Annotated in this window: 22 protein-coding genes and 2 tRNA genes; 15 read left to right on the top strand and 9 right to left on the bottom strand. The window is 66.4% G+C overall.

What is annotated here, in order from left to right; all coding sequences use genetic code 11:
* Nucleotides 1-62: 62 nt before the first annotated feature.
* Nucleotides 63-1,295 (bottom strand): glycosyltransferase family 87 protein, encoded by a 1,233-nt coding sequence (locus tag RB614_RS09255; RefSeq protein WP_308711976.1) that lies wholly within the window; start codon nt 1,293-1,295, stop codon nt 63-65.
* 64 nt (nt 1,296-1,359) lie between these two features.
* Here RB614_RS09255 and orn point away from each other — a divergent pair, with 64 nt between their 5' ends.
* Nucleotides 1,360-1,950: an oligoribonuclease gene (orn, locus tag RB614_RS09250; protein ID WP_308711975.1), complete on the top strand. Its 591-nt coding sequence runs from the start codon at nt 1,360-1,362 to the stop codon at nt 1,948-1,950.
* Between the two features lie 87 nt (nt 1,951-2,037).
* Nucleotides 2,038-2,113, top strand: a tRNA-His gene (locus RB614_RS09245).
* A gap of 151 nt (nt 2,114-2,264) precedes the next feature.
* On the opposite strand, the gene RB614_RS09240 is transcribed toward RB614_RS09245, so the two are convergent.
* Nucleotides 2,265-3,500 (bottom strand): L,D-transpeptidase, encoded by a 1,236-nt coding sequence (locus RB614_RS09240; protein ID WP_308711974.1) that lies wholly within the window; start codon nt 3,498-3,500, stop codon nt 2,265-2,267.
* Nucleotides 3,501-3,650: 150 nt separating this feature from the next.
* The gene (locus RB614_RS09235) at nt 3,651-4,901 is read right to left on the bottom strand and encodes a L,D-transpeptidase (protein ID WP_308711973.1); all 1,251 of its coding nucleotides are present in this window, start codon (nt 4,899-4,901) and stop codon (nt 3,651-3,653) included.
* Nucleotides 4,902-5,170: 269 nt separating this feature from the next.
* Here RB614_RS09235 and RB614_RS09230 point away from each other — a divergent pair.
* Nucleotides 5,171-5,243, top strand: a tRNA-Lys gene (locus RB614_RS09230).
* A 502-nt stretch (nt 5,244-5,745) separates the two neighbouring features.
* Here RB614_RS09230 and RB614_RS09225 read toward each other — a convergent pair.
* Together RB614_RS09225 and RB614_RS09220 are read right to left on the bottom strand one after the other, a co-directional pair.
* Complete coding sequence (locus tag RB614_RS09225; RefSeq protein WP_308711972.1) at nt 5,746-6,465, bottom strand: GntR family transcriptional regulator; 720 nt, start codon at nt 6,463-6,465, stop codon at nt 5,746-5,748.
* 21 nt (nt 6,466-6,486) lie between these two features.
* A complete protein-coding gene (locus RB614_RS09220; RefSeq protein ID WP_308711971.1) occupies nt 6,487-7,032 on the bottom strand; it encodes a GntR family transcriptional regulator in 546 nt (181 codons plus the stop codon).
* A gap of 424 nt (nt 7,033-7,456) precedes the next feature.
* Between RB614_RS09220 and folE the strand changes: the two genes are divergently transcribed.
* From folE to RB614_RS09170, 10 genes are read left to right on the top strand one after another with little or no spacing between them, the layout of a single operon-like run.
* A complete protein-coding gene (gene folE, locus RB614_RS09215) occupies nt 7,457-8,074 on the top strand; it encodes a GTP cyclohydrolase I (RefSeq protein ID WP_308711970.1) in 618 nt (205 codons plus the stop codon).
* A gap of 41 nt (nt 8,075-8,115) precedes the next feature.
* A complete protein-coding gene (locus RB614_RS09210; RefSeq protein WP_308711969.1) occupies nt 8,116-8,490 on the top strand; it encodes a 6-pyruvoyl trahydropterin synthase family protein in 375 nt (124 codons plus the stop codon).
* Between the two features lie 5 nt (nt 8,491-8,495).
* Nucleotides 8,496-9,215 carry a 7-carboxy-7-deazaguanine synthase QueE gene (locus RB614_RS09205; RefSeq protein ID WP_308711968.1) on the top strand — a complete coding sequence of 240 codons (720 nt, stop codon included), beginning with the start codon at nt 8,496-8,498 and terminating at the stop codon, nt 9,213-9,215.
* Nucleotides 9,199-9,708 carry a phosphoribosyltransferase gene (locus tag RB614_RS09200; RefSeq protein ID WP_308711967.1) on the top strand — a complete coding sequence of 170 codons (510 nt, stop codon included), beginning with the start codon at nt 9,199-9,201 and terminating at the stop codon, nt 9,706-9,708. The genes RB614_RS09205 and RB614_RS09200 overlap by 17 nt, the downstream gene beginning before the upstream one ends.
* Nucleotides 9,705-10,550, top strand: a complete 846-nt coding sequence (locus RB614_RS09195) for a class I SAM-dependent methyltransferase (RefSeq protein WP_308711966.1) — start codon at nt 9,705-9,707, stop codon at nt 10,548-10,550. Before RB614_RS09200 ends, RB614_RS09195 begins: the two co-directional genes overlap by 4 nt.
* On the top strand, nt 10,532-11,215 hold the full coding sequence (locus RB614_RS09190; RefSeq protein ID WP_308711965.1) for a hypothetical protein: 684 nt from the start codon (nt 10,532-10,534) through the stop codon (nt 11,213-11,215). The genes RB614_RS09195 and RB614_RS09190 overlap by 19 nt, the downstream gene beginning before the upstream one ends.
* Nucleotides 11,212-12,243: a radical SAM protein gene (locus RB614_RS09185; RefSeq protein WP_308711964.1), complete on the top strand. Its 1,032-nt coding sequence runs from the start codon at nt 11,212-11,214 to the stop codon at nt 12,241-12,243. Before RB614_RS09190 ends, RB614_RS09185 begins: the two co-directional genes overlap by 4 nt.
* Nucleotides 12,240-13,331 (top strand): DegT/DnrJ/EryC1/StrS family aminotransferase, encoded by a 1,092-nt coding sequence (locus tag RB614_RS09180; protein ID WP_308711963.1) that lies wholly within the window; start codon nt 12,240-12,242, stop codon nt 13,329-13,331. The genes RB614_RS09185 and RB614_RS09180 overlap by 4 nt, the downstream gene beginning before the upstream one ends.
* Nucleotides 13,328-13,978 carry a 3'-5' exonuclease gene (locus RB614_RS09175; protein WP_308711962.1) on the top strand — a complete coding sequence of 217 codons (651 nt, stop codon included), beginning with the start codon at nt 13,328-13,330 and terminating at the stop codon, nt 13,976-13,978. Before RB614_RS09180 ends, RB614_RS09175 begins: the two co-directional genes overlap by 4 nt.
* Nucleotides 13,975-14,763 carry a dTMP kinase gene (locus RB614_RS09170; RefSeq protein ID WP_308711961.1) on the top strand — a complete coding sequence of 263 codons (789 nt, stop codon included), beginning with the start codon at nt 13,975-13,977 and terminating at the stop codon, nt 14,761-14,763. The genes RB614_RS09175 and RB614_RS09170 overlap by 4 nt, the downstream gene beginning before the upstream one ends.
* Before the next feature lie 8 nt (nt 14,764-14,771).
* Here RB614_RS09170 and RB614_RS09165 read toward each other — a convergent pair whose 3' ends face one another.
* Nucleotides 14,772-15,305, bottom strand: a complete 534-nt coding sequence (locus RB614_RS09165; RefSeq protein ID WP_308711960.1) for an NUDIX domain-containing protein — start codon at nt 15,303-15,305, stop codon at nt 14,772-14,774.
* A 163-nt stretch (nt 15,306-15,468) separates the two neighbouring features.
* Between RB614_RS09165 and RB614_RS09160 the strand changes: the two genes are divergently transcribed.
* Nucleotides 15,469-16,305 carry a class I SAM-dependent methyltransferase gene (locus RB614_RS09160; RefSeq protein ID WP_308711959.1) on the top strand — a complete coding sequence of 279 codons (837 nt, stop codon included), beginning with the start codon at nt 15,469-15,471 and terminating at the stop codon, nt 16,303-16,305.
* Nucleotides 16,306-16,455: 150 nt separating this feature from the next.
* On the opposite strand, the gene RB614_RS09155 is transcribed toward RB614_RS09160, so the two are convergent.
* The 3 genes from RB614_RS09155 to RB614_RS09145 all read right to left on the bottom strand — a co-directional run bounded on the left by RB614_RS09155 (nt 16,456) and on the right by RB614_RS09145 (nt 19,704).
* Nucleotides 16,456-17,733, bottom strand: a complete 1,278-nt coding sequence (locus RB614_RS09155; protein WP_487379826.1) for an NsdA family TPR-like regulatory protein — start codon at nt 17,731-17,733, stop codon at nt 16,456-16,458.
* Between the two features lie 17 nt (nt 17,734-17,750).
* Nucleotides 17,751-18,212, bottom strand: coding sequence for a DNA-processing protein DprA (locus RB614_RS09150; protein ID WP_308711957.1), 462 nt, complete (start codon nt 18,210-18,212; stop codon nt 17,751-17,753).
* A gap of 103 nt (nt 18,213-18,315) precedes the next feature.
* Complete coding sequence (locus RB614_RS09145) at nt 18,316-19,704, bottom strand: NsdA family TPR-like regulatory protein (RefSeq protein ID WP_308711956.1); 1,389 nt, start codon at nt 19,702-19,704, stop codon at nt 18,316-18,318.
* A 471-nt stretch (nt 19,705-20,175) separates the two neighbouring features.
* On the opposite strand from RB614_RS09145, the gene RB614_RS09140 reads away from it, so the two are divergent.
* Nucleotides 20,176-21,066, top strand: coding sequence for an SAM-dependent methyltransferase (locus RB614_RS09140; RefSeq protein ID WP_308711955.1), 891 nt, complete (start codon nt 20,176-20,178; stop codon nt 21,064-21,066).
* Nucleotides 21,067-21,151 lie beyond the last annotated feature (85 nt).

The raw sequence follows: 21,151 nt of genomic DNA, 5'->3' as shown, positions 1-21,151 counted from the left end.
GGGGGAAACGGTGCGCTGTTGATCTTTGGGGGAGGATGGGGAGCTTGTCTGTTAAGGACAGATTAGCCCACTCGGGCGTGGCTAGGTAGATCTGTCCATTTCGCCCCTCGTCTGCGATAATCGAGCACCCCGGTCCGCACCGGCAGCACGGCGATCAACACGAGCGCGAGCAGCGCATACGCGTTGCGCCGGAGAAACTCACCCACCGTGTCGGTCGGCAGCGGCGCGATGCCCCAGTCGTCAAACGAGACCACGCCACGCAGCAGCACCAGGAACCCGGCGGCGGCCAGCCCCAGCAACGCGAGGCGCGGTCGCAGGTCGCGTTCGCGGAGGGCGGCGTCGACCAGCACGACGAAGGCGGGCACGAACCAGTACACGTGGTGTGTCCACGCGATCGGGCTGGCCAGCGCCCCGACCAGCCCGGCCAGCGCGAGCCCCGCGACCTCGTCGCCGGCGCGGGCGGCCTGGGCGGCGCGGCGGATGCCGTACACCGCGACGAGCGCGACCAGCCCGAGCCACACCAGCCGGCTCGGCTCGGCGGGGAGCGCGGCCCGGCCGAGGAGCCCGAGCAGCGACTGGTTGCCGGTGTAGTCGGTGCGCCCCACCCGGTCGGTCGCCCACAGCTCGTGCGTCCAGAACTGCCACGAGTCGCGCGGCGCCATCGCCGCCGCCAGCAGGGTCGCCCCGACCGCCGCCGCACTCGCCGTGATCGCGGCGCGCCAGCGCCGCGTGGCCAGGAGATAGACGACAAAGATCCCCGGGTACAGCTTGAGCGCCGTCGCCAAGCCGACGCCCAAGCCGGCCCAGCGCGAGTTTCTGGGTACCAGCAGGAGCAGGTCGCCGAGGATCAGCACGACGAGCAGCATGTTGATCTGGCCGAACGTGAACGTCTCGCGGGTCGGCTCGATCAGGAAGACCAGCGGGATGGCGATCCCCACCACGAACCACGGCGGCTGCCCGTGGCGGAGCGCGACGGGATGTACGAGCCACCAGGTGGTGACGGCGATGGCGACCGCGGTGCCGATCAGGAAGATCACGATCGTGGCGCCCACCGGGATCGCGGCGAGCGGGCGGAGCAGCGCGGCGGCGAACGGCGGGTACGTGAAGTAGAGCTCACCCTGCACCCGGTCGGGCTGGGCGTAGTCGTAGAGCGGGTGACCGTCGGCCCACCACCGCATCGCGCTGACGTAGATGCGCAGGTCGAAGAAGTCGTGGCGGTTGCCGTACCACTCCAGGAAGGCGGCGACCGCGCCGGCGATTGCCGTGACGGTGGCGATCCGGATGGCTTTCGGCATGTTCAGCAGCGTAACGGCGCTTCGGCCAGGGTGATGTACGGCCGTCGGCGCGTAGGCTGAGCCCGTGGCTGATCTTCTGGTCTGGATCGACTGTGAGATGACCGGGCTCGACCTCGGCAAGGATGCGCTGATCGAGGTGGCCGCGCTGGTCACCGACCCTGACCTGCGGGTGCTCGGCGACGGGGTCGACGTCGTTATCCATGCCGACGATGCGGCGCTGGCCGATATGCCCGACGTTGTGCGCGACATGCATAAAAAGTCCGGCCTGACGGAGGAGGTCCGCCGCTCGGCGGTCTCGGTCCCCGAAGCCGAAGACATGATCATGGAGTACATCACCCGTTGGGTACCAGACCCGCGTAGCGCGCCGCTCTGTGGCAACTCGATCGCCACCGACCGCGGGTTCGTGGCGCGCGACATGCCGCGACTCGACGCCCACCTGCACTACCGCATGATCGACGTCTCGTCCATCAAGGAGCTGTGCCGCCGCTGGTACCCCCGGGTGTACTTCGGCCAGCCGGCGAAGGGACTGGCCCACCGCGCGCTCGCGGACATCCGGGAGAGCATCCGCGAGCTCGAGTACTACCGCCGCACCATCTTCGTACCGCTCCCCGGGCCGGACGTGGAGGCGGCCAAGGCGATCGCCGCGACGCTCTGACCACCGATACCCTGTCGACGGATGTGGCCAGGGTATGGCTATCATTGGTCGGCGCACCGCACCGGCACCTCCGGCGCGGCTGACGTGGTGGCTGTAGCTCAGTTGGCAGAGCACCGGGTTGTGGTCCCGGGTGTCGGGGGTTCAAATCCCCTCAGTCACCCCAGAGTTTGTTTCGCGGCACCGCCAGCGAGGGCTTGTCCCGCGGGCCAGGCAGCGGAGGTCGGGGTTTCGGCGAGCGTCTACGCGAGCCGCCGACCGCAGCGGTGCCCGCGGGAGCATCCGGTCCGCAGCTGAGGCGGACCGGGGCTCATCGATTATCCGTTGTAGGGGATCGCGCTGCCCTTGACGTACTGCTCCCAGCTCATGTTCCAGTCGGTCCAGCCGTTGCCGTTCTGGAGCTTCTCTTCGGTGTTCTTGACCGTGATCACGTCGCCGATCCGGGTCTGGCCGAAGAGCCAGGCGCCCATCGCCATCGACACGTTGACGCAGCCGTGCGAGACGTTGGTGCGCCCCTGCACCCCCTCCGACCAGGGCGCCGCGTGGATGAACTGGCCGCTCCAGGTGAGCCGCTGCGCGTAGTCGATCGGAGTGCGGTAACGGTTGGCCGGGTTGGGGTCGTCCATGGTGTCGAAGACGGTCTTGCGCTGCTTTTCGATGATCACCATGGTGCCGCTGGCCGAGGGCGTGCTCTTCTTGCCGAGGCTGACCGGGATGGTCTTGATGACCTTGCCGTCCTTGGTGACGGTCATCTTCTTGGTCTTGTTGTCGACCGACATGACGAACGATGGCCCGATCTTGACGTCGACGTTGACGTCGGCGCGCCCGTAGTAGCCGTCGCCCATCGGCAGCCCACCGGTCTGCAGCTTGTACGAGATCTTGGTGCCGGCCTGCCAGTACGTCTTCGGCCGGTAGTGCACCTCGGTCGGGCTGGTCCAGTGCCAGATGCCCTCCTGCTGGGGCGTGGACTGGACGAACAGGCGCCGCTGCACGTCGTCGCGGTAGTCCTGCGGGACCTCCCGGCCGAAGCGCACGATCAGCGGCATGCCCACGCCCACGACCTGGCCGTCACCGAGGAAGCTGGAGACCCGCACGACCTTGCTGGGCTTGGCCATCGTCGTGAACGAGCTGGTGCTGGTGGTCGGCTTGCCGTCCGAGCCGGTCGCGTTGATCGTCACCGTGTAGGCGGTGCCGTACTCGAGCGCGCCGCTCGGCAGCCACGACTTGCCGTCTTCCTGCATGGTGCCCTCGACCGCCTCGCCGCCCGCGCTCTTGAGCTCGACGGTGGGGTTGCTCGCGTTGTCCATCGTGAACGCGATCGCCGTGGACGCCGGCACGTCCTTGGCGTCCGCGGCCGGGCTGGTGACCGTGGCGCCCTGCTTGGGGCCGCTGTCTTCCTGCTGCTGGCCACCGCCGCCGTTCTTACCGTCGTTCCACGAGGCGGCGGGCGAGTCGTTGCCACAGGCGGTGAGGGCGAGGACGCCGGCCAGCACCGCGGCGGAGAACGCACGCCACGCGGCCTTCCGGCTCGGTGTACGTCGGTGCGATCGCATCGCTGCCATGGTCCCCTCGCAAATCGTCGATGCCCCTGTGCGCTCATTACCCAGGCGCAGAGGTCAATCCTCCTCTAATGACGCGCTCCACCAAATCCCGGTTTCATGCCGTGGCGTTGAACACTCTGATTTGCCCCGCTTTATTCGCATTCATTGCGTTACGGGCAGAGCGCTGCCCTTGATGAACTCTTTCCAGCTCATGTTCCACGCGGTCCACCCGTTGCCCGGGCTCAGCTTCTCCTCCGTGCCCGTCACGGTCACCGGATCGCCGACCTTGGTCTGGCCGAAGAGCCAGCGGGCGTTTTCGGTGGAGACGTTGACGCAGCCGTGCGACACGTTGGTGCGGCCCTGCTGCCCGACGGACCAGGGCGCCGCGTGGATGTACTGCCCGCTCCAGGTCAACCGCTGCGCGAACGCGATGTCCACCCGGTAACGATCGGCGGGGTTGGGGTCGTTGGTGGTGTCGAAGACGGTCTGCTCCTTCTTCTCCATCACCACCATGGTCCCGCTGGCCGAGGGCGTGCTCTTTTTGCCCAGGCTGACCGGCATGGTCTTCACGACCTTGCCGTTCTTCAGGACGGTCATCTTCTTGCTCTTGTTGTCGACCTTCATCTCGAACCGGTCACCGATCTTCGCGGTCGCCTTCCGGTCGGTGTCCCCGTACCGCCCCTGACCCATCGGATGTCCACCCAGCGCGATCCGCGTGGTGATCTTCGTACCCGGCTGCCAGTACTCCGGCGCCCGGTAGTACGCCTGGGTGCCGTTGGAGACCCAGTGCCAGGCTCCCGGCTGCGGCGGGTCGGTGCTCACGAACATCCGCTTCTGCACGGCCGCCCGGTCCTTCTTGGCGATGCCCGGGTGGAACTCCACGACCACGGGCATGGCCACGCCGTACGTCTTGCCGTCGAAGAGGTAGAGGCCGGTCCCGACCCGCTTGCCGGGTTCGCCCATCGTGGTGAACGTCGTGGTCTGGGTCGCCGTGCCGCCGTCCTTGGTCGCGGTGACCGTCGCCGTGTACTGCTTGCCGTACTTCAGCGGGCTGCTGGGCACCCAGGCGCTGCCGTCGTCGCGCATCTTGCCGGACACCTTGCCGCCGCCCGCCTCGGCCAGCGTGACCGAGGTGACCTCGCCGTCGTCCAGCTTGACGCCGATCTCGGAGCTCACCGGCAGGTTCTTCGCGTTGGCCGCCGGGGTGATCGAGAACGAGAACGCCGCGGCCTGCTCACCCCTGCCCTCCGCGTCGGGGCTGGCCGGGACATCGGCCGCCGGCCCCGCGGTGGCCGTGGTCCCGTCCACGAACCGGGGCTGCTCGCCGCCGCCGTCACCACAGGCGGTGAGCGCCAGCGGAGCCAGCAGCGCCAGCACGGCAGCCTTCACCAACCCCCGCGTGCCCCTGCTCATGTTTCGTCCCCGTTCTTAGGTGCCCTGCCGGCTCGGCTCGGTTGTCGTTTGGGTTGGATGGTGCGGTTGGGTTGGATGGTGCCACCGATGTGGTGCTTGGGTTTGTGGTGCTTGGGTTTATGGTGCACTACCCGCGCAGCCGCGATGGCCAGTCCAGCACCCTGCCAGATCAGCGCGTGTGTCGCTTCCACCACTCGGCCCGCCGCGCCGAGCGAACCGGTTGGAAGTGGTGCTGAGGGCCGTGTTAAGGTTGCTGCCGTTGTCAGCGAGCGCCGCTAGCTCAACTGGCAGAGCAGCGGACTCTTAATCCGCGGGTTCGGGGTTCGAGTCCCTGGCGGCGCACAATTGATCAAGGATCTGACCTGGGCTTCTGTCTGGGATTGGAGTTTTCTTGATGTCCACAGTGGGTGGACGTGTGCTCGTCGTGTGCTCTGGAGCCAGCGAACGGTGCGGCCGGTGGTGGTTTAGGCAGCACCGTTCGATGGCCTGGCGGTGACGGCCCCAGAATGTGATCTTGGTGGGGTGCGGTGGCTGCGTTGTGCGCAGGCGGCGATCGCCGCGCGGGTGCCGGTGCTGATCGCTGGCTCACGGGTGGTCAGTGGCTGAGTCGGGTCGCAGGACACCCGAGCGACGCCGGCTCGCAGTACTACTCCAAACGCTGTAGTCGTCGGACCGCAAGGGGGTGCCCGTAGCTGCACCGGCCGGGTGGGGCCTGGAACCCGGGGCACGTCAGCTGGTACTACCGGCTCGAGCTGTCGCCCGATCTGGCCGGCAAGCCGCTGGGGCGGCAGGTCCCCTGCGACGGGCATGACCGCTGCGCCGCGGTGTAATTGGCGAGGGCAGGTCAGTGCGGGATGGGCTGCAGGTATTTCAGTTCGTAGAGGTGGGCGCCCTTGACGAGGATTGAGGCTTCGACCGGTTGGGCGCCGTCGGAGTGGATGACTCGAAGCTGGCGGATCACGGGCACGTCGTCGGGGAGGTCTAGCAGCTCGAGCTCGTGGGTGGTGGGCAGTCGTGCGGAGAGCCGGTCGAGAAGCTCGCGTTGCGGGTAGCCGAGGTCGGCCAGTACTCGTGGTGCCCCGCCGGGGATCTTGCCGCGTTTGGTGATGTCGCTTCCTCGGACGATCTGGAGTGGGTAGTACGACCAGGACAGCTCGACGGGCTCATCGGCGTGTAGTAGTAGCCGGTGCCGTAGTACGGCCAGGTCGTCGTCGGCCAGTGCGAGTGCTTCGGCGACGTCGGCTGGTGGCCGGGCCTCGCGGACGTCCAGCAGTTGGTAGCTGTACCCGCGTGGGGACGGTGCGAGGTAGGCGGCGATGTCGACCACGTGTGGTTGGCGGGCGCGGACGTAGACGCCTTTGCCGATGTGGCTGTCGAGAAAGCCTTCGTCCTTTAGGGAGGCCAGGGCGCGTTGGATGGTGGCGTTCGCTGCGGCGTACTGCGCGACGAGTTTCGGTGTCGATGGAAGTTGCGTGCCTGGGCCCAGTTCGCCAGACATGATTCGCGCTCGAAGGTCGGCGGCGATCTGTTGATGGCGGGGTCGGCCGTCAGTTCGTTTGGCCACGACGGCTCTGTCCTTCTTCGGTTAGTCAATGGTTAGCTGGTACCGCAGGTGCCGGTGCCTGGCTTTCATGGTGATCATGCTGGCTTCGACCGGCTGTCCGCTGTCGGTGGCGGCGACCCGGATGAGTCGCAGTACCCACTCCTGTGGGTCCAGGGCCAGCGCGGCGCGCTCATGCGCCGTGGGCTCCCGGGAGCTGACGTCTTCGGTTATCCGGCGCGGGCGGTGGCCCAGTTCGGCGAGCAGTGTCACGGCACCGCCGGGGATCTTGCGGGGTTCGGCCAACGGGGTACCGCGGGCGATCGCTGTCGGGTAGTAGGAGTCGGTCAGCTCGACCGGCTTGTCATCGAGCAGCATCAGCCGACGGCGGACCACGACCGGCTCGTCGGCAGCCAGGCGCAGCGCTTCGGCCACCACCGGCGACGCGGCGACCTCGCTGACTTCGATGAGTCGCTGTGTGCCGGTGTGACCGTGCTGAGCCGCCTCGGCCGCCCACGCCTCGCGATCCCCCGGCGAACGGGGTGTCACGTACGGGGTGGACACACTGACCCACGTGCCCGGCTCGGCCATGACCAGGGCCTCCCGACTCTCTGCGCTATCTGGTACCTGGTCACCTTACGCGGAAGGCGGCAAGGGAAGTGGCATGCCCTTCGCAAAACCATACCTTGTCACCTTACTCGAAAGGCGGTACGGTCTGATTCAGGGAGTCGCTCGGCCGCCTCGCCCACGCCATCCCGTACCAGGGATTGACGAAGAGCTGCAACAGTTCGATGTGGTCGGTGTCGGCGAACTGACCGTCGCACGACATGATCAGGGGGTCTGTAGGAGGCTGTTGACCCAGGCGATCGACACCTCGACAACATCAGGGCCTGGTAGCGCCTGTGGCGCTTCGTCGATGTCCGCTAGTAACGACGGTGGGCCAGTTCGGCCGATGAGCGCGTAAGGCGAGGCGGTCGCCGACGCGGCCGGCTCGCGGAACGGAGGGCGGCTCAACGTGAGCGTTCAGGTGGGCGGCGTCGGTCCTGGTGCGGCGTTGGGCGGCATCGGGGACGAAGGCTGGTGCGAGGGGCGGGCGGCTGCCGCCGCTGAGGCTCTCTTGGTCGCGTTGGGGGTGTCGCTGGAGGGAGAGCATCGTCGCGGAACGCCGCTGCGGCTGGTGCGTGCTCTGCGTGAGATGTTGACGCCGCCTCGGTTTGATCCGACCTGCTTCGACAACGCGGAGGGGTATGACGAACTGGTGGCGGTGGAGGCCGTGCCGTTCTTCAGCCTTTGCGAACATCATGTGCTGCCATTCGTCGGCACGGCAACCGTCGCCTATGTTCCTGGCCAGAGGATCGTGGGATTGTCGAAGTTGGCCTGGGTGGTGCAGTCGTTCGCGCGGGGCCTTCAAGTCCAGGAGCGGATGACAGCGCAGATCGCGGACTGGCTCATGGAGCAGCTCGAGCCGCGTGGCGTCGGGGTGCGGTTGCGGGCTGAACACCTGTGTATGAGTCTGCGCGGCGCCCGGGCGACGGGCGCGATAACGAGTACGTCGGCATGTCGCGGAGTGATCGCCCAGGAGTCTGTCCGGCGTGAGGAGTGGCTGCGCTTGCTGTCCCACATGCCTGGGTGAGCACAAGCCGATAGTCCAGTCGGGTGAGAGGACCAACGATCGTGGGCTACACGATTGGCAAGCGTTTCACATTCAGCGCCAGCCACCGGCTGGATGGCCTTCCCGACGGGCACCAGTGCGCCCGCCTGCACGGTCATAACTACACGGTCGAGGTTGTTGTTGGTGCTGAACGGCTGGCGGCGCCTGGATTCGTGACGGACTTCGGCGATCTGGCGCCAATGAAAACCTACGTCGCCGAAGCCTTCGATCATCAACATCTCAATGACGTGATGGACAGGCCGCCTACCAGCGAGAATCTGGCCGAGCACCTCGCGGTGTGGTTCATGGAGCACGTGGAGCCGACGATTGCGGGGCGGCTGGTCTGTGTCCGAGTTGGTGAAACGGATTCGACATGGGCGCAGTACACTCCGCAGTGACGACTATGACCGTTGACAGCTCGGCCCTGCCTGCGTGGCTGCGGATCGCGGAGCTGTTTGGTCCTACCGTGCAAGGCGAAGGTCCTTCCGTCGGGCAGCGAGCGTTGTTCATCCGACTGTCCGGCTGCAATCTCGACTGCTCCTGGTGCGATACCCCCTATACCTGGGATTGGAGCCGTTTCGACCAGACCGCCGAGTCGCGAGAGACGGCTGTTGCCGAGATCGAAGGATGGGTTCGGGTCCAGGGTAAGGACGGCGACCTGGTGGTTATCACCGGCGGTGAGCCGCTCATGCAGCGCCGCGGCCTGGTTGCGTTGGTCGTCGCGCTTGGCGGTCTGGGGCGCCGGATCGAGATCGAGACCAACGGCACGATCCCACCCGGCCCGGACCTGGTCGCCGGGGTGCATCGGTTCAACGTCTCGCCGAAGTTGACTGGTTCTGGTGTACCGGAACAGCGACGGATCCGGCCGCTGGCTTTGCGGTCGTTTCGTGACTGCGGCAAGGCGGTGTTCAAGTTTGTGGTCACCGGCGACGACGATGTCGCGGAGCTTGCCGAGTTGCAGAGGCGGTTCGGGTTGACGCCGGTGTGGGTGATGCCGGAAGGCACCACGCCGGAATCGGTTTTGGCGGGGATGCGGACGCTGGCCGCTCCGGCGCTGGAACACGGCTGGAATCTCACGCCGCGGTTGCACGTGTTGCTGTGGGGCGATGAACGTGGCCGCTGATCTGGGACGGCCCGCCGCGACCCTTGGCTGGCCCGAGCTTGCCGCCACCGTCCACGATCTGGCGCGTGCGGCATGCGCGGACGGGCTGCCGGACGTGGTGGTTGGCGTGCTTCGCGGCGGCATGATCCCGGCCGTGATGGTCGCCCACGCCCTGGCCGTGCGCACGGTGCGCGGCGTGGAGGTCGTTCACACGCTCGGCGACGGCGTCGACGCCCGAAAGTCCGCACGACCTCAGGCGCGCAACCTGCAGAGCCTGGGCGATCTTGCCGGGCTGGACGTGTTGATCGTTGATGACATCGCCGGCAGTGGCGATACGGCCGTTCGCGTACTTGACCTGGTGCGCGGCGTCGGAGCAGCCCGTACCCGTATGGCTGTCTGCGTCGTCAACGCCGCCAACTGGCGGCGCGACGACCTGCCGGAACAGTTGCTGTCCTATGTCGGCGTCACGGTCGAAGGGTGGGTGATCTTCCCATGGGAGATGTCGGTGCCATGAGCGGCCGGACGGCCGCCAGCGAGTTGGACGGGCGGTGCACCACCCGGCCGGGCACACCAATGATCGGGCCGTACTCGGTCAACCAGATGGATGACTTTTACACCGCGATCGCTCGTGGCGAGGTGAAGGCGTCCGGGATCATGAACCTGGCTCAGCGGCTCTACATCGCCGAGCGCTGCCCGGAACGAGCGCGCGTGGTTGACGTTTGCTGCGGGCGAGGACTGCAGCTGCCCACCCTCTACCGTTACGGCAAGCAGTTGCAGGGGTACGTCGGGCTGGACCTGTCGCCGGCCAACCTTGCCGAGGCAGCCGCGACGGTCGAGCGCCTCAACGCGTCCTACGGGGCAGCGCGGTTCCCGACCGCGTTCGTGGAGTGCGACGTCGCCGCACCATGGCCCGCAGAGGCGGTGGCCGGCGAATTCGATGTGGCTGTCTACACCTCAGCGCTGGAACACCTGCCACGCGAACAGGCGGTCGCCAGCCTGCGCCATACCGCGGCGGCGTTGCGTCCCGGCGCGGTGCTGTATCTGTCCACTCCCAACACGCCGGGCGATCCGCCACGGCCGTTGCAGCACCGGGTGCACGTCTACGAATGGAACACCGCCGAGCTGGAACCGGTTCTGGCCGAATGCGGATTGGTCGTCACCGACCGGGTCGGGCTGCTGTGCCCGCCCGTCGAGCAGGTCGCGGCCGCCCTGACGGCGCAGTACGGCGACGGCGCGTGCGCCTGGTACCAGCACTTGCGGCAGAGCGTTCCGGCCGCCCTGCTGGACGCCGTCGTGGCTGCGGTGATCCCGCAGGCGGCAACGGAGGTGCTGTACGTGTGTCGGCGGCCGGCGTGACCGGCGTCGGCCGTTGGGTCAGCGTGGAGGGCCTCAACGGCGTCGGGAAAACCTATCTGACCGGACGGCTCGCCACGCGGCTGGGCCAGTCCTGTCGGCTGGTCAGCGAGTTGACCGATCACGGCCCTGAGCAGCTCACCGGGCAGGTGACCGCGGCCCTCGCACGTCGTGCGGGCACGTTCCTGCGGACCGGACACCCGGTCACCGAGATGTTCGCCTTGCTGGCGTTGAAGGTCTACGAGTACGAGCGCCTCACCGCCGACCCGCGGCCGCCGGCCCTGGTCCTGGAAGATCGCGGCCCGGACACCGTGGCGGTCTACCAAGCCGCGATCATGACGCTCGGGCAGCCGGCCGCGGCCGCCGCCGAGATCGTCGACCGCGTCCTGACGACCGCCAGAACGTGGCGGCCGCTGCCGACACTCACCATGCTCGTCGTGGACGACCTCGACGCCTGCATCGGTCGGTACAGCGACCGCCTGGGCGCACCGGTCAACTCGGCCGACCGCGAACTGCTGGTCCGCGTCGACACCCTGTACCGCGAGCTGGCCATCAGCAATCCTGACAGGATCCGCGTCGTCGACCGCACCGGACGCCCGCAGGGCGATGTGCTGGCCGAGATGGAAGCCCATTGCCGGACCCTGCTGAAGAAGACGGGCACCCAATGACTGGAATCTGCCTGCTGTGGGCGCTGCGGTCGCCATGTAACCTCGGCTGCCGGTACTGCTACTTCGGCACCATCGAAGACCATCGCAGCAATCCGCCACAACAACCCGGTCAACTGTCCCACCTGTCCCGCACCGACCTGGACCTGGCGCACATCGCGGCGTTCGTGCAGACCTTGTCCGGCTCCCGCGTCCAGCGGATCTTCCTCGCCGGCGGCGAGCCGTTGATATGGCCACCGATTATGGACGTCATCGCGGCCATCAAGGCAGCCGGCGTGCAGGTGGTCGTCTGCACCAACGGCATACCGCTGACCCGGCATCGCCTCGTCGACCAGATCATAGAGGCGGAGGTGGACGCCGTGTCGGTGTCATTGGACTCACCTGACCCCGGCTACAACGACACCTGGCGCCCGGCACGCAACGGCATACACGGACACAGTGATGTGCTGGCTGGCGTTCGCGGCCTGTTGGCCCGTCGCGGCGCGCGGCGCACACCCCGGGTCGGCCTCTACATGGTGATCACCCGGCTGAACATCGATGCCGTCACCCAGGTGGCTGCGCTGGCCGCCGATCTGGGCTGTGACTACTTCGTGCCCCAGCCGATCGCCCTGGACCCGGACCACCCACTGCACGGGCAGCTGTCGCTGACCCCGGCCGACGCCCCGGCCCTGGGACGAGCCCTGGCCGACCTGAACACCCACAGGCCCGTCGCACTGCCCGCGCCCACCTACCGCGACCGGGTCATCGACGCGATCACCAGGAAACAGCCGGGGACTGTCCATGGCTGCTTCGGCGGCACCGACCTGTTCTTCATCGAACCAGATGGCAGCGTCTGGGACTGTCCCTCCACCCTCAAGATCGCCGCAACCCGGCCAGACCGACACCGCACCATTCGAGACGCCCACGCCAGCGACCTGTTCGGCCCCGCCCGACCGTGCCAGGACTGTCACCTGTTCTCCCGCGACTGCGTCAACATGTGGCCCCTTAGCGGATTCGGGGACTTTCTCCAGCCCGCTGGCGCAGCCCGATGAACTTCGCCGACCTCGCCATGCCGGGCCTGGCCGACCCGCTTACCGCCATGCCCGATCCCGCTGGCGCGACTCAGGTGACAGCGCTAGAAGACGAGCTCGCGACCCGGTTCAACGTTCCACACGCCGTTGCCGTTTCCTCCGGCACCGCGGCCCTGCACCTCGCCCTCAAAGTGCTCGGGATCGGCCCCGGCGACGAGGTGCTGGTGCCGGCACTGTCAGTGGTCATGTCGGTGGCACCGGTCGTCTACCTCGGCGCTCGGCCGATCTTCGTCGACTGCAACCCGGACGGCACAGACTTCGACTACCACGACCTGAACGCCAAAATCACACATGCGGCCAAGGCCGTTCTACCCGTCCACCTTTGGGGCCGCGCCGGCGACCTCACCCGCCTGTGCCGATGGGCCGACGAACACCACCTCGACGTGGTCGAGGACGCCTGCCAAGCCCAAGGCACCGACATCGACGCACACCCAGCCGGAACGCGCGGCGCGATCGGCTGCTTCAGCATGAAAGACGGAAAAATCCTCTGGTCCGGCGAGGGCGGCTACCTCCTGGTCCACAAGGAACAGCACGCCGCCGCCGCTCGATCCTTCCGATCGCACGGCCAACCACCACCCCCGACCGGCTACCCACCCCACGTCGGGCACAACTACCGGCTCGCCGAACCCCTCGCCGCGATCGCACGCGCGAACCTGTCCCGGTTCGACCAACTGCTCGGCCACCGGCAGGACCAAGCCCGCCACCTGCGCGAGCACCTCACGGACACCCCAGGCATCGCGGTCCCGCAACCGCCGACCACGCTGCGATGGAACGGATACAGCTTCCTAGCCACCGTGAACCTGCCCGCCCCCCGCGCATTCTGCGAACACCTAGCCCGCCTGGGCGTGCCGAACAGCGTCGGCACCTTCCGACTCCAACCAGCCGACCAACGTCCCGAGTTCGCCGCATACACCCCCGACCCATGCCCCAACGCGGCCGCCGTCATCGGACGAACACTCGCCGTCGTGCTGACTGACCACGACAACGAACACCGCATCGCCCACTACGCGCAGACCATCGCCCGGGAGGCCCACCGTTGGCAGCCATGAACCTCATAAACGACGAGGAATTCCAGGCCACCTGCTTCGTCGTCATCGACTTCGAAACCACCACCCCGGCAGGCCACCGCCCGGAACCCATCGACGTGGCCACCCTCGCCCTGCGGCAGCAAGCCGACCAACTCGTGGAAACCGGCCGGTTCACCGCACTGATCCGCCCACCGGAACACGCGCCATTGACCCGCCTCGACACCGAGCAGACCGGCATCACCCCCGACATGCTTCGCGGACAACCCGACGCCGCCACCGTGCTGGCCAGACTCGACACCCGCCTCGACGAGCCGCCCTACCTGCTGGTGGCACACAACGCCCCCACCGAGGTCGGCATCCTCTACGACTATCGCGACGCCTGCCCGCGCCTCGCCGCCACCGATCTGCTCGACACCGTCCGGCTAGCCCGCGCGATCTACCCGGACCTCACATCCCACCGCCTGGACCTGCTTATCCACCACCTCGGCATCCCCTGGCCGACCGACCGGCACCGCGCCATGCCGGACGTCGAGGCAACCGCCGAAGTGTTCCGCCGTATCCTGCAGCACGCGGCAACCACGAGCCGATGGCGGACCCTGCGCCAGCTGCGCGCCGACGCCGGCGTCGACGCCAAGGGCGGCAAGCCCGAGCAAGGAGCCCTGTTTTGACCCCCGGTCGAGAAGGACCAGCCGCGCACGACCTTCGCTGCCATCGCGGCCGACTCATCTCTGTCGAAGGGATCAGCGGCGTCGGCAAGACCCACCTGACCGGACAGCTCCTCGAGCGTCACACCAGCGACGGGTTCGTGGTTCTCGAAGAGTTCTCCCAACGGCACCACACCGACGACAACGACCTGGGACGGGACCTGCTGCGCATCCTGATCGCAGCGGCGAACGGCGATCCGTTCCTGCGCAGCGGACACCCCGGCACGGAGACCCTGCTGCTGCTGGCGATCAAGACCTTCGACTACGAAAACGGCAGTGCGACAGCTCTCGCCCAGGGCCGCACCGTCATCGAAGGCCGCAGCGTCCACTCCACCGCCGTCTACCAGTCCCTGATCGTCCACCCCGATGACCAGAGCGCCTACCAGCACGCACAACTCATCCTCGACCTCGCCGCCAGATGGCGGCCCCTGCCGGACCTGACGATCCTCATCACTGACGACATGACCGCCGCCATCCGCCGCGCCGAAACCCGCGACGGCATCCGCTACACCGAACAGCAGTGGCAGCTACACCGGCGTGCTGACGCCCTATTCGGACGCCTCGCCGCAGACGACCCACAGCGGCTCACCGTGCTGGACCGCCGTCGACTAACCAACGACCAACTCATCGACCAGATGGCAGACCATATCGCGGCGGCTTCCCCGCGTTGCCTGGCCGAAACAGTAAACCGCACTACGGCACCCGCACGCTGCAGCCAAGACTGCCAACCTCAGCACGCCGAACGGTGAGGCACCACTCAACCGCGAGCGGCTACCAACGGCCGTACCGCCATCACCGGATCGACTCGGCCCGTTACCACGTCATCAACGCACGAGAACAACACCGCCGCCAACTGCCGGGTGTCCTCGAACATCGATAGGCCAGCCAACTGCCGCTGATCGAACCAGCCAAACCGGTGTACCGACTCCGCGACCGGCGTCGGATCCTCCACCACCGCCACATACTGGTGATCAACATGCACGTGCGGCTCACCAAGATGATTGTCTGCCGGCACGTCCTGCTCCGTGGTCCACCACGGCGCGGCCACCGACGAATGCGGGAACCCGACCGGCAATCCCGGGGTCGGCGGATCGATCAGGCGTACCCGCCGCAGCCCCGACTCCTCCTCAACCTCGCGCACCGCCGCCTCGGCCTGCGTCTCGAACAGCTCCACATGCCCACCCATGATCATGTGGCGGCTCAAACGGGGATGCTCGATGAGCCCCAAACGCCAACAGTCGCCAAAGTGGCAGAAGACAAAGGCGCCAGCGGTTGCGTGCTTCACCGTCATATCAACGCGTCCGTCCCATCCGGCAATCAGGTCCCGAGCGACGCCTCAAAGACGCTCCGGCCCCGACTGTGCCACACCGCGGCCGGCCTGTCCGTCCGGCACACCGACCGCGGTCGACCAGACCCCAGAGACCTTGAACCGGCTCTGTCTCGGTGAGGACCCCATGATCGCAGATCAGCCCACCTGTGTTGACACACGCACCGCCTTCGACCAGTACCTCGTCCGTCGGTTGCCGCCACACGTAGACCTCGCGGTACGAAGCCATCTCGACCAGTGCGACCCATGCTGGCAGGCATGGGATCGGCTGCGATGGGACCGCGCCGCCGGCACAACCTTGCACACCGAACTCGTCGAGTACCTCGGCGACAGATTCAAGCCCTACCACGACTCATCCCGCACGCTCGCGCAGCAGTGGGACCGAGCCACGCCCCAAACACACGAACAGGTTCGACGCTTCTACAGCAGCACCGACGCGTACCTCTACAACCAAGTCATCTGGCACGCCAGCGGCCATCGCCCCCGCTACGTCGACGCCGCCAAACCCCTTCTCACAGCCCACCGCGACGCGACGATCATCGACTACGGCTGCGGCATCGGCGAAGACGTCCTCGCCCTGCACCGTGCCGGCTTTCTCGCCCTCGGCTGCGATCTGCCCTCACCACCGACCGACTTCTTCACCTGGCGATCCCATCGGCACGGCTACCCACACCCGGTCTACCAACCAGAACACCTGCTGGCCAAAGCGCCGATCCTCTTGTGGATCATGGACACACTCGACCACCTACCGGATCTGACCGCGACAATCGGTGCCCTGCTCAACCTCAGCGAACTCGTTATCTGCGAAAACCTACTCCAGACGCGTCACCATGGCCGGCAAGGGTTCCATCACTACCGCTCACCATTCAATGTCGATCGACAGTTCGCCGCCCACGGCCTTTCTCGGCTCTCCGCCACGCCACCGGATCTATCGATATATACCCGCCACAGAACGTGGCGGTAGAGCTCGGCGCGGACAATGACACCGTGTGGACCATTCGGAACGGTTTATCGCGACTGAGCGTCAGTGCATCGCCGCACCTCTCTTTATCGCATGCAATGCGGGCATCGGTGGCAGGTAGAGCATCCCGGGAGAGTAGATATTTCCTGGCGGTCAGTCGAACAAGGTAGCGTATATGTGATCGTCAAGATCCGCGACCGATTGATGACCATTCCAGCGGCGCAGTAGCCAACGTACATGGCGTATACGGCCAGCAGCTACCCGGCTGCGGGATTTGCCGACAAGGGTTACGCACTCGCGTAGAGACGAGACCGCGAGGTCAGGCTCGGGTCTTGAGCATACCAGATGCGTTTTTGCCAGGTCGGCAACAATTATCGATAGCTGAATGGGATCTATACTCTCGGGAATTCCGTACCTTGCGCGATTGAGATGGTCTATTGCGGACGTAGTTGACCCGGTAAGCAAGTTGTAAAGACCTGTGAAACCTGCCAGGCGAGCATCGTCAAATGGCCTGCCGGACGGATCATCGGGACTCGCTTTCTCTGTATACTGCTCTGCAAGCTGGAGTGCTGCAGCGGCGGGGCGCACGAGCTTGCGACGTGCAGCTATCTCGGACTGAATCGCAAATGCGCGGGCACGCGTCGTCATGCTTGGGCCCGCGAGGGCAGCCTTGATTGTAGTGTTAATGATTCGCTCGGCGGTCGCGAAGTCGTCATCTCGGTGCATAGTTACCATGGCCAAGCTAGTGCCGATGCTAGCGACAAGCGACTGGCTGGGTACGCGCTGCGCATGCGATAGGGCTTTGTCATAGTATCGTTTGGAGAGTTCATCGTCGCGAAGTTCGAAGGCGAGTCGGGCTGCGGCAGCGTATGTGCGGGCCGCAAGAGTCCGGCCGTCGGGTGGCAGATCGGTGTTCGTCTGTTTTGCGTGGCGTAACGAGTCAATCAATGGAGCGAGTGCGATCTGTGATCGTACAAATGGGATTTTGCCGATCTGCTGTGTGATACCGTTAAGAGTCCGGGTCATTTCGGCGAGATCGCCATCGTCCAGCCGCGATGCGGCAGGATGGCGTCCTTCGGCCCAGGCCAAAACGGTAGTATGAAGCTCCGCCACCCGATCGGGCGCAACGCCCATTTGCTGGAACGCGGACAAGAGGGCGAGGAAGTCTGACCCGGGTCCAGTTTGAACCTCCTGGCCCCGCTCAGCATAAACATGGGCTAGGATCCATTGGTAGCGAGCATCAGGAATGGTAGACGAGCCTGACTCCCAGCGAGCTATTGTTCGACGGATGCTAGCGAGTGCGGTGTTTGCAGTCGCATCGATGCTGAGTCGCTTCGCCATTGACTTGATCGTCTGAGCCTGGTCTGTCCAGGACCAGCCGCGCCGTTCGCGGAGGCGACGTAACTGTTGTTTTCCGGGCTGGCGGTCCATGGATTCCATCTCGTGGCTCAGATTGGCACGATCAGACGTGGCTTTCGCTGCTCGGCGGCGTAGCGAATGGTGAACCACGTGCCGCTCTTCGGGTCGTCCCCGAGAGGGAAAGCGATCAAGAGCTGTGCCCGATCGACCATCCAGCGATTTCTCGCATGATATGCCTCCGTGCTTGGAAATCTCGGGTGGTCCAGTTCGACAATCTGGGCACGCCCCGAACGTTCGGCAAGCGCTATCGCCGCCTGAGCCTCGCGAGGCTGCCGTGAGACCTTGCCTGGCGCTGCTATGACGAGACGAGCGGGTGTGTGACTAACCAGCCATGTGAGAGAAAGGCTGTCGATCCCGACTGCTCCGCCGACAAACACACATGCTTCCTCGTCGTCGGTAAACGGCGAGAGGAAATAGTCGAAGATTTGATCAAATTCGTCCTGATCGCGGTTACCGGTCCTCCGGCTTCCAGAGATCACGACCGTTGTCACCAGATGTCACCTTCCTTGAGGTGTGGGCGCGCCTGAAGCTGAACATACGGCACCGAACAAGGCGTTCACCGCCCCGAGATTGGAAGCGTTAGGGCAAGTGATGTTATGCCACCTTGAGCAGTTGGCCGGCGCGGGCCTGGAATGCTTGTACTTCCGGCATCCGTCCATGTGGCTTGAACCGCTTGGTGAGGTCGCGGACGGTTTCGATGCAGCGGCTGGATTCGACGGTTTCGGCGAGCGATATCACGGTTTGGCCGCGGGTGGCTGCGCGTTCGATTTCGTTGCGCTGCAGGTCGCCGGAGACGAGGGCGGCTTGGCTGAGGGCGCCGCGGCGGGCGCGGTGTTGGCGGGCGGCTTCGGCTGCGGATTCGCTGGCGAAGCGGTCGATTTGGGCGGTGTCGGCGATGTCGCGGAAGCAGTGGGCGGCTTCGCCGTACAGGTAGGCGGGGTCGATGAAGCGTGCCCATTCGGGTTCGTTGTCGGGGCGAACGTGTTGGAAGGTTGCTTCGGCGCGGCGGACGGCTTCGGTTACCGATCCTTTGGGGCGGCCGTCGCGGGCGAGGGCGGCGAGCGCGCGGGCTTCGAGGATTTGCAGGTCGGCCATGCAGGCGGGCGAGTCGCTGATAGTGATGCCGCGCTGGCCGACGCGGGCCAGGGCGAGTGCTTCCTCGGGGTAGCCCAGCAGGTTGGCCTGGTCCGACATGCCGGCCAGGACGTGCGCGCCGAGCACCTTGTTCTTCGAGGCGCTGGCCAGTCGCAGCGACTGGATGAGGTAGCGCTGGGCGAGGCCGTGCTGGCCGTCGTCGTAGGCCATCCAGCCCACGAGGTATGCCTGCTCGGCGGCGGCTTCGTAGAGTGCCAGTTGAACAGCTTCCTGGTCGTGCTGGCGACGTACCAACGGCAGGACGTAGCCCGAGAGGTATTCGACCAGGGTGACGCGGGCGTGGCCGCCGCCGCGCATGACGTCCATCTCTTGCATGATTTTGAACATGCCGCGGATGCCGTCGATCTGGCGCATGCCGATCTTGCGGGGGGCGTCCTGGTCGAAGGTTTCGTCCAGCGTCGAGAGCAGCCAGTCGCGGCTGGGACCTGCTGCGGCGGCCAGGACGAAGGGTGCGGTCATCATGCGGCGCCGCTGCATTCCTCGGGATTTCAACTCGGTCCTCCCCAGTTCGAGGATGGTGTCGACGGTCCCTGGCACGTCGGAGTTGTAGGTCAGGGCGCGGGTGGCCAGGCTGGCGGTGTCGGTCATGCCGAAGTCGCTGGGCCGGACCTGGCGGCCCAGCCGTTCGCTAAGTGCCTGGGCGATCAGCGACGGCACCGGCGGCTCGGGCCGCTGCCCCTTACGCACCCAACGGTAGACGGCCGTGTAGTCGTACGTCAGCTGAAGCCCTTCGTCCTGTCCGAGCTCGTTGACCCGGCGTGCAAGTCCTCCCTCGGAGAGGCCGGCTTCGGTGACCAGCTCGGCCAGCGGTTCATTTCTCTTGGTCATCGCCAATCCTTTCGCCGCCGCTCACTTCGACCGTACCGGTATCGACGGTTCGCGCGCATGGCCTGCACTATGGCATGCACATTTCACATGGGTGCGCACATGGTTCCGGCCAAAGCATCGGCGACGGTTTCATATACGCGCGGCGACGTTGACCGATGCCATCACATCGAACCGTTGCCAGTCGTGGCCTGCGCCTTTTCTGTCTTGCCCGTTCGTACGAGCCCGTGGGAAGGAGGCCGCAAGTGGCACTGTCCGTGACTGGCCAGGGTCAGGAGCTCCCACGCCCAACGGCGGAGGAGCTGGCAGCGGCTCAGCAGAGCGCGGCGGCACACGCCGACGATCCCGACACAGGCGTCTGCCCACGGTGCGGGGTGACGCGCTGTGCGACCTGGCGGGCGGCCGACGCCGTGATCCTGCGCGGCCTTGACGGCATGGCGGACGCCGCAGGCGAGGAGGAGGCGAGGGCCTGACATGGATCAGCGGAGGCGGGAGTTGCTGACGCCGGGTGTGTTGTTGCCGCATCCGCGGGTGCCGGAGGCGGATCTGTCGCGTCCGAGCGCGGCCCGGGTATACGACTACTTTTTGGGTGGGATGCACAACTTTGATGTGGATCGCCGGTTGGCGGAGCGGGTGTTGGCGGTGGCGCCGTGGGTCCAGGACGTCACGCATGCCAATCGGCGGTTCCTCAAGCGGCTGGTCGAGTATCTGGTCGCCGAGGCCGGTATCACGCAACTGCTGGACGTCGGTTCGGGCATCCCCACGGTGGGCAACGTCCACCAGAGCGCCCGGGAGAGGTTCGAGGACGCGCGGGTCGTGTACGTGGACGTGGATCCGGTGGCGGTGGCGTACAGCCGCACCCTGCTGGACGGCGACGACCACACCCTCGTCGTGCAGGCCGACATGCGCGACGCGGAGGTCGTGCTGGACCAGGCGGAGAAGCTGCTCGACTTCTCGCGGCCGGTCGCGGTGTTGATGGTCAGCGTGCTGCTGTTCCTGCCCGATGACCAGGAGCCGTTGGAGTTGGTGCGCCGGTATCTGGATCGGTTGCCGGGCGGTAGTTATCTGGGGATTTCGCATGTCACCGACGAGCACGTCACGGGGGCCTTGCTTGCTGAAACGCAGGCGGTGACGGCGTTGTACGCGGCGGCTGGTACGCCGATCGTGGCCCGCACCTATGAACAGGTCGCCGACTTCTTCACCGGTCTGGAGCTGGTCGAGCCGGGTGTGGTGGCGCTGGACGACTGGCGTAACGGGACCGGTGTGCGGGTGGCTGATCCGGCCATCGCCGCGTTGAGCCTGGGCGGCTTGGCCCGCAAACCACCGGCAGACCGGCGGCCGCCGTCGCGGGTTGGGGCGGTGTAGGACGTGGCGACGATTCCGGTGGCATCGCCTGCGGCCGTCAGTGTGCAGCTCGGGCTGTCGCAGCCCTGTTGGGCGGCTGCCATAT

This window comes from Phytohabitans maris (genome assembly GCF_031085175.1).
Classification (GTDB): Bacteria; Actinomycetota; Actinomycetes; order Mycobacteriales; family Micromonosporaceae; genus Phytohabitans; species Phytohabitans maris.
This window is presented reverse-complemented; position numbering and strand designations above follow the sequence as displayed.